Source organism: Enterobacter cloacae complex sp. EB5 (genome assembly GCF_031432835.1).
GTDB lineage: Bacteria > Pseudomonadota > Gammaproteobacteria > Enterobacterales > Enterobacteriaceae > Enterobacter > Enterobacter hormaechei_C.
Genome location: NZ_CP133860.1, coordinates 981639 through 994406, shown reverse-complemented (window position 1 = coordinate 994406; position 12768 = coordinate 981639). Strand labels below are relative to the sequence as shown.

Genomic DNA, 12768 nt, shown 5'->3' with positions numbered 1-12768 from the left:
TTGATAATCAAAATAATGAGGAGTGTCTTGTGCGTATTGGGATTGATTTGGGCGGCACCAAAACAGAAGTTATTGCGCTGAGCGAGCAGGGGGAGCAACTGTTTCGCCACCGTCTGCCTACGCCGCGCGATGATTATCACCAGACCATAGAGACGATTGCCCGCCTGGTCGATATGGCAGAGCAGGCAACGGGCGAGACGGGCACGGTCGGGATGGGGATCCCCGGCTCCATTTCGCCGTATACCGGCGTGGTGAAAAACGCCAACTCCACCTGGCTCAACGGTCAGCCGTTTGATAAAGACTTAAGCCAACGCCTGAACCGGGAGGTGCGTCTGGCGAATGACGCTAACTGCCTTGCGGTGTCTGAGGCCGTGGATGGCGCAGCAGCTGGCGCGCAGACCGTATTTGCGGTCATTATCGGCACCGGCTGTGGGGCGGGCGTGGCTATCGGCGGGCGTTCGCATATTGGCGGCAACGGCACCGCGGGCGAGTGGGGACACAACCCGCTGCCGTGGATGGACGAAGATGAACTCAAATACCGCGCCGAAGTGCCGTGCTACTGCGGCAAGCAGGGCTGTATTGAGACCTTTATCTCCGGCACGGGGTTTGCCACCGATTATCATCGTCTGAGCGGCCAGCCGCTGAAAGGTAACGAGATTATGCGTCTGGTTGAGGAGCAGGATCCGGTGGCTGAACTGGCGCTCAGCCGCTACGAAATGCGGCTGGCTAAGTCCCTGGCGCATGTGATCAACATCCTCGATCCGGACGTGATTGTGCTGGGCGGCGGCATGAGCAACGTTGACCGGCTGTACGCCACGGTGCCAACGCTGGTGAAACAGTGGGTATTTGGCGGCGAGTGCGAAACGCCGATCCGCAAAGCCGTCCACGGTGACTCCAGCGGCGTACGCGGCGCGGCGTGGCTCTGGCCGGAATAAACGCAAAACAGTTTTTAATGTTTGTACCCTCTCCCCAGTAGGAGAGGGTCAGGGTGAGGGCACCAGAGCGCATCATCCCCCCATTTACTGCACCGCAAACTCCCTGTCCAGCCGGCTATATCCCAGCCCGTTGATCTTCTTCACTTTGATCTGCACCGGAATACGCTCTTTCATTGCCTCTACGTGGCTGATCACGCCAATGTTTTTCCCGGTGGCGTTCAGCGCGTCGAGCGCATCCAGCGCGGTGTCCAGCGTTTCGCTGTCGAGCGTGCCGAATCCTTCATCCAGGAACAGCGAGTCAATGCGCGTTTTGTGACTGACCAGATCGGAAAGCGCTAAAGCCAGCGCCAGGCTGACCAGGAAACTCTCCCCGCCGGAAAGGGTACGGGTATCGCGTACCGCATCGGCCTGCCAGGTATCGACCACTTCCAGCTCCAGCGCGTCGCTGGCTTTACGCTGAAGCAGATAGCGGCCATGCAGACGGTTGAGCTGCTGGTTGGCAAGCCACACCAGATTATCCAGCGTCAGCCCCTGGGCGAATTTACGGAATTTATCGCCGGTGCTGGAGCCTATCAGCGCGTTGAGATAGCCCCAGTCATCGGCCTGACGCGCCGCCTCCTCAATCTGCTGCATAAGCGCCTGCTGGTGCAGACGGTTATCGGCGTCCTGTTTGAGCTGCTGGCGAATCTCCCCCTGATGCGTGGTGTTGTCCCGAAGCTGTTGCGCCAGCTGGTGTAACTGCGCCTGAAGCGTTGCGGCATCGGTTTCCAGCCCCTCGGGGCGCTGTGCCTGATGCGCCTGAAGCTGCTGACTTGCCTGCACCGAAAGCGCCGTGGCCTGCTGGAGCTGGTTTTCCAGCGTCTGCTTTTGCTGTTCAAGCTGGCGGATCGACGCTTCATCCAGCAGGGCGGAGAGAAATGCCTCCCGATCGGCAAAGCAGCTCGCGGTCAGCGCGGCGTTGAACTGAGCCTGTGATTGCTGGAGCCGTTCACGCTCAAGCGTCTCCTGCTGCTGTAGGGTGGTGAGCTGGCTTTGCAGCGACACGCATTCGTCGTGGATGCCGCGCCAGTTCTCAGGGATAACCGCGTCGGCTTCTGCATCATCGGTAACCGGCAGCGTCTCCAGGATGGGCATCAGGGCGTTAATACGTTCCTGAATCGTAACGTGCTGGGCCTGTTTTTCCTGCCACAGGGTATATTCGCTTTCGCGTGCGCTCAGCCAGGCGCTTTCAGCCCCTTCATCGGGCACGCTAAGCGACAGCGATTGTAACGAGGCCGCCAGCGCCTGACGCGTCGCCGTCAGCTGCTGCTGGTACTGGCGCGCCTGACCTTCCTGTTCATTGAGCTGGTTTTGCAGCGTCAGACGCTGGCTGAGCTGATACAGCTGGCGTTCATACTGTTCCTGTTCGCTCATCCAGGGGGCAATATCATCCTGAATATTCAGCGCTATGTTCAGGGAGGCGCAGACCTCCAGCCACTCTTTAGTGAGTGCTTGCTCTTCCTCAGAGAGAGCCTGTGCTTCCTCAGTCTCGCGCTGGATCTGCTGGGTCAGCGCATTCACCTGCCCGAGCACCAGCAATCCTTCCTCTTTTAGCGCGGCAACCTCTTTCTCCAGCGCGTCGCGGCGGCGCTGATTGTCGGTCAGTTCAAGCGCCTGATACTGCACAACTGCCGGGTGTTCGTGTGAACCGCAGAGCGGGCAAGGCTTACCCGCTTCGAGCTGTGCACGATAGTTCTCAAGATCTTTGATTGTCGCCTCACGCTCACAGAGCGCTTTCAGGTCGGCATAGTGCTGATGTTTCTCTTTGAACTGCTGACGCCGCAGGATCAGCGTTTCATTGAGCTTACCCTGCTCAGCCTGCGCTTTCTGCACGCTTTCCGCATTCTGGCGCAGTCGTTTTTGCAGCGGCTGATAGCGAGCGTGAAGCGCTGTCAGACGCTGGCGGAGCGCCCGCGATTGTGCCTGTTGCTCCATTGCCGTCGCGAGATCCTCAGCCGTCAGCGTCAACCTACTTTCAGGCATCTCAGCCAGCTTCTGACGAAGCTCAGCCATACGCGCTGACTGGGCAACAAGCTGATTTTTATCGCGATTCAGCTGCGTAAAATGCGCCCGCCAGCCAGCAATTTCCTGCCCCCACTGACGGAAACGATCGTGTTCGGTCAGCCACTGCGTCAGTACCGTATGCTCTGCCTGCAACTGTTCACGGTTGCGCAGCGCACCGTTACGGATACGCGAGCGTTGCGCCGCTCTGTGGAGTAAGCGAGTATTTACTTCAACAATTCGCTCTGTTGTCTGCGCCAGGCGGGTGGTCTGCTCCTGCTGATACTCCCATAGCGGACGTAGCTGGGCGGCGGGCTGCGCCAGCTTGAGCTTCGCCAGTTGGGGAGCGGCGTCCGTCAGAGCCTGTTGCGCCTGCTGCTGCGAAGCGGCTGCGCGCTGCTGCTCACGTATCAGTTCGTCGTTACGCGTAAGCCACTGAAAATCTTTCTGTTGGCTCTGCTGCTGTGCCAGCAGGACTTTTTCTTCGTCAGTAAGTGCCTGCAAACTTTGCTGCAAGTGCTGCTGCTGTTCCTCGCTCAGCAGCACAACCCCTGCGGCCTGCGCTTCGCACATCTCCAGCGCGTTACGTGCCGCTTTGTGTTTTTCAAAAACCATGGCGGAAATCTGGCCGTAAATTTCCGTGCCGGTCAGTTCCTCCAGCAGCTCAGCGCGATCGCTCGGTTTGGCATTCAGGAAGGCGGCAAACTGCCCCTGAGAGAGCAGCATCGAGCGGGTAAAGCGACCATAGTCCAGCCCGGTGAGTGTGGCGGTTTGTTCCAGCTTATCCGTGACTTTGTCGGCCAGAATTTTGCCGTCTTCGCAGCGGGCCAGCTCGACGCGCGGTGCCTGTAAGTTCCCGTCCGGCTGGTTGCGGGCGCGGTTCTGGCTCCAGAAAGCGCGATAAGCAACGCCTTTGACCTCAAATTCCACTTCCGCCAGGCATTCGGCGGTATCGCGCGTCATCAGGTCGTTTTGCGCCTGAGAGACCTTATTAAGACGCGGCGTTTCGTGGTACAGCGCCAGGCAGATGGCATCCAGCAGCGTGGTTTTACCCGCGCCAGTTGCGCCGGTGATGGCAAACAGTCCGTTGCTGGCGAACGGCTCCGCGGTGAAATCAATTTTCCACTCACCCTTTAGCGAATTCAGATTTTTCAGACGCAGGCTCAGAATTTTCATGCGTTTTCGTCCTCGTCATGGAGGGAATGCAGGGTCTGGGCAAACAGCTCGTTAAGCCTGGTGCGTCTGGCCTCGTCCACCTCTTCATGCGCAAGCCGCCGCGCGAACACCTCTTCAACCCGAAGTTCGCTCAGCGTTTCACGCTGGGCGTTGAGCAGAATTTTCTCGCGCTGCTCGCGGCTGCGGCGTACCAGCAGCACCTCCACGGGAAGGTCTTCCGTCAGCGTCTGAATTTTACGCTGCATATCGTACAGGTACTCGTCGGTGGCGATTTCGATATCGAGCCAGACGGGGGGATTAAGCGCTGCGCCGCGCCACTGCTCAAGCTGAGCGGTAATGGCGGCCAGATCGCCTTTCAGCACCGCCAGCGGCTGGGTGACCGGCACCTCAAGCGTCTCAACGGCGCTGAGTTTGCCCCCGGTGAAGCTCACCAGATGCACGGATTTGGCTTTGCCCGTTTCGTCAAAACTGAGCGAAATGGGCGAGCCGCAGTAGCGGATATGCTCGCAGCCGCCGATGATCTGCGCCCGGTGAATATGCCCGAGGGCAATGTAGTCGGCGGGGGGGAAGTTTTGCGCCGGAAACGCGTCCAGCGTACCGATATAGATCTCGCGCACCGCATCACTCTTACTGGCTCCGACGGTGGTGAGGTGTCCGGTGGCAATGATCGGAATGGCCTGATCGCCGCGCAGGGCGCAGGCTTCCGTATGCTGTTGGTGATAATAGCGGGTGATGGCCTGCAACAGATGCTGCTGCTTTTCGCTGCCGGACAGACCAGCCTGGCTTTGTACGATATCGCGCGGGCGTAAAAACGGGATTGGGCACAGCACCGCGCCAGGCGTGCCGTCGCGTTTTTTCAGGATCTGCGGCGCGTGTCCGGCGCTGGCCACCACGGTGGTATTGAGGAACGCCAGAATATCGCGGGATTCATTTAGCGTCGCCACCGAGTCATGGTTTCCGGCGACAATCACCAGGTGACAACCGGTTTGCTGGAGGTTGACCACAAAACGGTTGTACAGCTCACGCGCATAGCTCGGCGGCGATCCGGTATCAAAAATGTCGCCCGCCACAATAATCGCGTCCACCTCGTGAGCCTGAGCCGTCTCCAGCAGCCAGTTCAGGAACGCTTCATGTTCCGCGGCGCGGCTTTTGCTATAAAAATTTTGACCCAGGTGCCAGTCTGAGGTGTGAAGTATGCGCATAAAAGATCCGTGGCCATAATAAGAATGCAGGATTATAAACGTTCGGGGAATGGAAAATAACCGCTGTAATAAAACAACAGTTTGCCATTTATAGTGGTAATGTTTTTCATAAATCTGTCATAAATCTGACGCATAATGACGCCGCATTACAGACTTGTAACTTAAATACGATAAGACAGGGCAAAGTATGGCGAGACGTATTCTGGTCGTAGAAGATGAAGCTCCGATCCGTGAAATGGTGTGCTTCGTGCTTGAACAAAATGGCTTCCAGCCGGTTGAAGCGGAAGATTATGACAGCGCGGTGAACCAGCTGAATGAACCCTGGCCCGATCTGATCCTGCTGGACTGGATGCTGCCTGGCGGTTCCGGATTGCAGTTTATCAAGCATATCAAACGCGAGGCGATGACCCGCGATATCCCGGTGGTGATGCTGACGGCGCGCGGCGAGGAAGAGGATCGCGTGCGCGGTCTGGAAACCGGCGCGGACGATTACATCACCAAACCGTTCTCCCCGAAAGAGCTGGTGGCGCGTATCAAAGCCGTGATGCGCCGTATTTCACCGATGGCGGTGGAAGAGGTGATTGAGATGCAGGGGCTGAGCCTGGATCCTACCTCACACCGGGTCATGACCGGTGAAAATCCCCTCGATATGGGACCGACCGAATTTAAACTCCTGCACTTCTTTATGACCCACCCGGAGCGCGTCTACAGCCGCGAACAGTTGCTGAATAACGTCTGGGGAACTAACGTCTATGTCGAAGACCGAACGGTTGACGTCCATATTCGCCGCCTGCGTAAAGCACTGGAACTGAGCGGCCACGATCGCATGGTACAGACGGTCCGCGGCACGGGTTACCGCTTCTCGACCCGTTTCTGAACAATGACAGGAGTGTGACGCGTGCTGGAACGTCTGTCATGGAAAAGGCTCGTCTTTGAACTGATCTTATGCTGTATTCCGGCCCTCATTCTGGGGGCTATCTTTGGCTATCTGCCGTGGTTTTTACTGGTGGCCGTGACGGGATTGCTCGTCTGGCATTTCTGGAATTTACTGCGTCTCTCCTGGTGGCTGTGGGTCGACAGAAGTATGACCCCCCCGCCGGGAAGCGGGAGCTGGGAACCGCTACTCTACGGCCTGCACCAGATGCAGATGCGTAACAAAAAGCGCCGTCGTGAGCTGGGAAGCCTGATCAAACGCTTTCGCAGCGGTGCGGAGTCGCTGCCGGACGCGGTGATCCTGACGACAGAAGAAGGGACAATCTTCTGGTGTAATGGCCTCGCGCAACAGCTGCTGGGCCTGCGCTGGCCGGATGATAATGGCCAAAATATCCTTAACCTTCTGCGTTATCCCGAGTTCACGCTGTATCTGAAAAAGCGCGATTTTACCCGTCCGCATAACCTTAAGCTCAACAACGGTCGTCATCTGGAAATCCGCGTGATGCCCTACAGCGATCGGCAGTGGCTGATGGTGGCACGTGACGTAACCCAAATGCACCAGCTTGAGGGCGCGAGACGTAACTTCTTTGCCAACGTCAGCCACGAGCTGCGTACGCCGTTGACGGTGCTTCAGGGCTACCTGGAGATGATGCAGGAGCAAACGCTTGAGGGGCCGCCGCGTGAGAAAGCGCTGCATACCATGCGGGAGCAGACGTTCCGCATGGAAGGGCTGGTCAAACAGCTGCTGACGCTTTCAAAGATTGAGGCTGCCCCGTCGCTGGCGCTAAACGACATCATTGATGTGCCGATGATGTTGCGGGTGGTGGAGCGCGAAGCCCAAACGCTGAGTCATAATCAGCACACCCTGAGTTTTGACGTTGATAACACGCTGAAAGTGCTCGGCAGTGAAGATGAGCTGCGAAGCGCTATCTCAAACCTGGTCTATAACGCCGTGAATCATACTCCGAAAGGGACGCATATCGCGGTGCGCTGGCAGCATACCCCGGCGGGCGCTGAGTTTAGCGTCGAGGACAACGGGCCGGGGATTGGGCCTGAACACCTCCCGCGTCTCACCGAACGGTTCTACCGGGTGGATAAGGCGCGCTCGCGGCAGACCGGCGGGAGCGGGCTGGGGCTGGCAATTGTGAAGCATGCCGTCAGCCACCACGAAAGCCGGCTCAATATCGAAAGCACCCTCGGGAAGGGCACGCGCTTCAGTTTCGTGATTCCGGAACGATTAATTGCCAAAAAGAGCGCCTGACGGCAGATGTGTCAGGCTACTTTTCCACGGGCCAGCGAATGCTGGCCCGTTTGCTTTGCAGTCAAGCGAAACGCGGATGAATATTATACGGTTGGTGCTTTTTTGTTCGCATGATTAGCCATGAGTTTTTCTTATACATGGCATATTATGTTGGTCTGCATTTTCATGCTGGCATATTGTTCTGGTTTTACGATCCCTCCTTGCCTTTAAACGTTATAAGCGTTTAAATTGCCCCCCATATACTGTCAGACCGACTGTATTTGCGTGGTAAATCGAAAAACTATTCTTCGCCACGCCAGGACGGGAGCATATCCCGCTGAAATTGAGCAAATTTTCCGCTGTATCGTCCCGTCAGGGATGGCGAAAATCTCAACGTATTCAACACCACATCCACAGGCAGTAAGGTTTTATGACCCATCACTTGAAATCGCGTGACATTATCGCGCTGGGCTTTATGACATTTGCGCTGTTCGTTGGCGCAGGTAATATCATTTTTCCTCCAATGGTTGGCTTACAGGCGGGTGAACACGTCTGGACAGCTGCGTTTGGCTTCCTGCTTACTGCCGTGGGCCTGCCGGTACTGACCGTTATTGCGCTGGCGAAAGTCGGTGGCGGTGTGGACAGCCTCAGCACCCCGATTGGCAAAGTGGCTGGCGTTCTGCTGGCAACCGTCTGCTATCTGGCCGTTGGCCCGCTGTTCGCGACCCCGCGTACGGCGACCGTCTCCTTTGAAGTGGGTATCGCTCCGCTGACCGGTGACGGCGCGATGCCGCTGTTTATTTACAGCCTCATTTACTTCGCCATCGTGATTCTGGTTTCTCTCTATCCCGGCAAGCTGCTGGATACCGTGGGTAACTTCCTGGCACCGCTGAAAATTGTGGCGCTGATCGTGCTGGCGGTTGCGGCCATCGTCTGGCCTGCGGGGCCCATCAGCTCCGCGATGGACGCTTATCAGAACGCGGCGTTCTCAAACGGTTTCGTGAACGGCTATCTGACGATGGATACGCTCGGTGCGATGGTGTTTGGTATCGTTATCGTTAACGCCGCGCGTTCCCGCGGGGTGACCGAAGCGCGTCTGCTGACTCGCTACACCATCTGGGCTGGCCTGATGGCCGGTGTCGGCCTGACGCTGCTGTATCTGGCGCTGTTCCGTCTGGGTTCAGATAGCGCAACGCTGGTCGATCAGAGCGCAAACGGCGCGGCGATCCTGCATGCTTACGTGCAGCACACCTTTGGTGGCGCAGGCAGCATGCTGCTGGCGGCGCTGATTTTCCTGGCCTGTCTGGTGACGGCGGTGGGTCTGACCTGCGCCTGTGCGGAGTTCTTCGCCCAGTATCTGCCGCTCTCTTACCGCTCGCTGGTGTTTATCCTCGGCATCTTCTCCATGGCGGTGTCAAACCTCGGTCTGAGCCACCTGATTCAGGTATCAATTCCGGTGCTGACGGCGATCTATCCGCCATGTATCGTGCTGGTGGTGCTGAGCTTCACCCGCCCGTGGTGGCATAACTCGACGCGAATTATTGCGCCGGCCATGTTTATCAGCCTGATTTTTGGTATCCTTGACGGGATCAAAGCATCAGCATTTGCAGAAATCCTGCCAGCCTGGACACAGCGTCTGCCGCTGTCCGAGCAGGGCCTGGCCTGGCTGATGCCTTCCGTTGTAGCGCTGGTTCTGGCGATTATCTGGGACCGTGCGGCCGGGCGTCAGGTGACATCCAACGCCCATTAATCAACGGCAACAAATTGTTTAACCACGGGGCTTAAGGCCCCGTGGTTTTTTGTTTTTTTCGTGTTGAATGGCAAGATTTTAATGGAAAGCACTAACAAACTTAAACGTGGATTGAGCACCCGCCACATCCGCTTTATGGCGCTGGGCTCGGCTATCGGCACCGGTCTTTTTTATGGCTCGGCAGATGCCATCAAAATGGCCGGTCCAAGCGTTCTGCTGGCCTACATCATCGGCGGCGCCGCGGCCTATATCATCATGCGTGCGCTGGGGGAGATGTCGGTTCACAACCCGTCTGCCAGCTCGTTTTCACGCTATGCACAAGAGAACTTAGGCCCGCTGGCCGGGTTTATCACCGGCTGGACCTACTGCTTTGAAATCCTGATTGTCGCCATTGCCGATGTGACGGCGTTTGGCATCTATATGGGGGTCTGGTTCCCCGCCGTGCCGCACTGGATCTGGGTACTGAGCGTGGTGCTGATTATCTGCGCCGTCAACCTGATGAGCGTGAAGGTGTTTGGCGAGCTGGAGTTCTGGTTCTCCTTCTTCAAGGTCGCGACCATTATCATCATGATCCTCGCCGGTTTCGGCATCATCATCTGGGGTATCGGCAACGGCGGGCAGCCAACCGGCATCCATAACCTGTGGAGCAACGGCGGCTTCTTCAGCAACGGCTGGCTCGGGATGGTCATGTCGCTCCAGATGGTCATGTTCGCCTACGGCGGTATTGAGATTATCGGCATCACCGCCGGGGAAGCGAAAGATCCGGAGAAGTCCATTCCGCGCGCCATCAACTCGGTGCCGATGCGTATCCTGGTGTTTTACGTGGGCACGCTGTTTGTGATTATGTCCATCTACCCGTGGAACCAGGTGGGCACCAACGGCAGCCCGTTTGTCCTGACTTTCCAGCATATGGGCATTGCGTTTGCCGCCAGCATTCTCAACTTTGTGGTACTGACCGCCTCGCTGTCGGCCATCAACAGTGACGTGTTCGGCGTGGGCCGTATGCTGCACGGCATGGCGGAGCAGGGCAGTGCGCCGAAGGTGTTTGCCAAAACGTCGCGTCGCGGCACCCCGTGGGTAACGGTGCTGGTCATGACCGTGGCGCTGCTGTTCTCGGTCTACCTGAACTACATCATGCCAGAGAACGTCTTCCTGGTGATTGCGTCGCTGGCGACCTTCGCGACGGTGTGGGTGTGGATCATGATCCTGCTGTCGCAGATTGCGTTCCGTCGCCGCCTGTCGCCAGAAGAGGCCAAAGCGCTGAAGTTTAAAGTGCCGGGCGGCGTGCCAACGACTATTGTCGGCCTCATCTTCCTGGTCTTCATCATTGGCCTGATTGGTTATCACCCGGATACCCGTATCTCCCTGTACGTGGGCTTCGCGTGGATCGTCCTGCTGCTGGTGGGCTGGATGTTTAAATGTCGCCGCGATCGTCAGCTGGCGGAAGCACAGTAAGGTAAAAATGCCGGGTGGCGCTGCGCTTACCCGGCCTACACTCCCTTTTGCCCTGGAAAAAATCTCCTCCTCCGTTCTCCTCCCCCAATAATCCCGAACACGATGAGCTATCTTTAATCACCCTGTGGCAAGGTGACGTCAATTTCATCAAAGGGGATTCGTGATGTTAAACGCCTGGCACCTTCCGGTTGCCCCATTTGTTAAGCAAAACAAAGACAACCTTGTGATTACGCTCTGGCTGGCAGGGGACAATCAGCCTGAACGTGTGACCCTGCGCGCCGAAGTGGATAACGAAGAAACGTCGCTGAAAATGCACAAAGTGCGCAGCCAGCCGCAGCCGGGCGTCACGGCGTGGCGGGCAAATATTGATTTGCGCAGCGGGCAGCCGCGTCGCCGCTACGGCTTCAAGCTGCTGTGGAACAACCGCCAGCTGTGGTTTACCCCGCAGGGCTTCAGCCGTTTCCCTCCGGCCAGGCTGGAGCAGTTTGCCGTGGATCACCCGGATAACGGCCCGCAGTGGGTTAACGATCAGGTCTTTTACCAGATTTTCCCAGACCGCTTTGCGCGCAGCGAAAAGCGCACCGCCGATCAGGACAAGGTTTATTACCATCATGCGGTCGGTCACGACATCATTCTGAAAAAATGGGACGAGCCGCTGACCGCCCAGGCGGGGGGATCGACCTTTTACGGCGGCGATCTCGACGGTATCAGCGAAAAACTGCCGTACCTGAAAACGCTCGGCGTCACGGCGCTGTACCTGAACCCGGTGTTTAAAGCGCCAAGCGTGCACAAATACGATACGCAGGACTACCGCCACGTTGACGAGCAGTTTGGCGGTGACGAGGCGCTGCTACGGCTGCGGCACAACACGCAAAAAGAGGGTATGCGCCTGATCCTTGATGGCGTGTTCAATCACAGCGGTGATTCTCACGCATGGTTTGACCGTCATAATCAATCGATGAGCGGCGCATGCCATAATCCGGACTCACCGCAGCGTGACTGGTACAGTTTTGATGAGAATGGCCGCGCCCTGGACTGGCTGGGTTACCCGAGTCTGCCGAAGCTCGATTTCCAGTCGCCATCGCTGGTGAATGAGATCTACGGCGGCGACGACAGCATCGTGCGCCACTGGCTGAAAGCGCCGTGGAACATGGACGGCTGGCGGCTGGACGTGGTGCATATGCTGGGTGAAGCAGGCGGGTCGCGGAATAACCTTCAGCATGTCGCCGCCATTACCCGATCGGCAAAAGTGGCCCGGTCGGAAGCATTCGTCTTCGGGGAGCATTTTGGCGACGCGCGTCAGTGGTTACAGGCTGATGCAGAAGACGCGGCGATGAACTATCGCGGCTTCACCTTCCCGCTGTGGGGTTTCCTCGCTAACACCGATATCTCTTACGATCCGCAGCATATTGACGCCGAAACCTGCATGGCGTGGATGGAAAACTATCGCGCTGGCCTGTCGCATCAGCAGCAGCTGCGGATGTTTAACCAGCTCGACAGCCACGATACCGCGCGCTTTAAATCGTTGCTGGGTAAAGATGTGGCGCGTCTGCCGCTGGCGGTGACCTGGCTCTTTACCTGGCCGGGCGTACCCTGCATCTACTATGGCGATGAAGTGGGGCTGGAGGGGAATAACGATCCGTTCTGCCGAAAAACCTTCCCGTGGGAGAGTGAAAAACAGGATCAGGATCTGTTCAGCCTGTACCAGCGTATGGCGACGCTGCGCAGGCAGAGTCAGGCCATACGCTACGGGGGCTGTCAGGTGATGTACGCCCACGATAACGTGGTGGTGTTTGTCCGCGTCTATAACCAGCAGCGCGTGCTGGTGGCGATCAACCGGGGCGAGGCGTGTGAAGTGGTGCTGGAAGATTCACCGCTGCTGGCCGGTAAAACGTGGAAGAGCAAAGAGGGTAAAGCGACGTTCCAGGAGAGCGTGCTCACGCTGCCGGCGATCTCCGCTGCGGTCTGGTTCGGCAGCTAAGCGCAGGCAGAATAGTTTTCACCTTTTAAGATGGCGCAAATGCAACGATTTGTGTC

8 protein-coding genes are annotated in these 12768 nt (G+C 57.5%); 6 read left to right on the top strand and 2 right to left on the bottom strand.

What is annotated here, in order from left to right; translation table 11 throughout:
• The first annotated feature begins 29 nt into the window (after positions 1–29).
• The gene (gene mak / locus RHN82_RS04810; protein WP_032647392.1) at positions 30–935 is read left to right on the top strand and encodes a fructokinase; all 906 of its coding nucleotides are present in this window, start codon (positions 30–32) and stop codon (positions 933–935) included.
• An 84-nt stretch (positions 936–1019) separates the two neighbouring features.
• Here mak and sbcC read toward each other — a convergent pair whose 3' ends face one another.
• Positions 1020–4151 (bottom strand): exonuclease subunit SbcC, encoded by a 3132-nt coding sequence (sbcC, locus tag RHN82_RS04805; protein ID WP_047051159.1) that lies wholly within the window; start codon positions 4149–4151, stop codon positions 1020–1022.
• Complete coding sequence (gene sbcD, locus RHN82_RS04800) at positions 4148–5353, bottom strand: exonuclease subunit SbcD (protein WP_047051158.1); 1206 nt, start codon at positions 5351–5353, stop codon at positions 4148–4150. Before sbcD ends, sbcC begins: the two co-directional genes overlap by 4 nt.
• 187 nt (positions 5354–5540) lie before the next feature.
• On the opposite strand from sbcD, the gene phoB reads away from it, so the two are divergent.
• The 5 genes from phoB to malZ all read left to right on the top strand — a co-directional run bounded on the left by phoB (position 5541) and on the right by malZ (position 12712).
• Positions 5541–6230 (top strand): phosphate response regulator transcription factor PhoB, encoded by a 690-nt coding sequence (gene phoB / locus RHN82_RS04795; protein WP_003859122.1) that lies wholly within the window; start codon positions 5541–5543, stop codon positions 6228–6230.
• Between the two features lie 21 nt (positions 6231–6251).
• The gene (phoR, locus tag RHN82_RS04790) at positions 6252–7547 is read left to right on the top strand and encodes a phosphate regulon sensor histidine kinase PhoR (protein WP_047051157.1); all 1296 of its coding nucleotides are present in this window, start codon (positions 6252–6254) and stop codon (positions 7545–7547) included.
• A gap of 409 nt (positions 7548–7956) precedes the next feature.
• On the top strand, positions 7957–9276 hold the full coding sequence (gene brnQ / locus RHN82_RS04785) for a branched-chain amino acid transporter carrier protein BrnQ (protein WP_047051156.1): 1320 nt from the start codon (positions 7957–7959) through the stop codon (positions 9274–9276).
• A gap of 81 nt (positions 9277–9357) precedes the next feature.
• Positions 9358–10731 carry a proline-specific permease ProY gene (proY, locus tag RHN82_RS04780; RefSeq protein ID WP_003859117.1) on the top strand — a complete coding sequence of 458 codons (1374 nt, stop codon included), beginning with the start codon at positions 9358–9360 and terminating at the stop codon, positions 10729–10731.
• A gap of 163 nt (positions 10732–10894) precedes the next feature.
• Complete coding sequence (gene malZ / locus RHN82_RS04775; RefSeq protein ID WP_047051155.1) at positions 10895–12712, top strand: maltodextrin glucosidase; 1818 nt, start codon at positions 10895–10897, stop codon at positions 12710–12712.
• Positions 12713–12768: the final 56 nt, after the last annotated feature.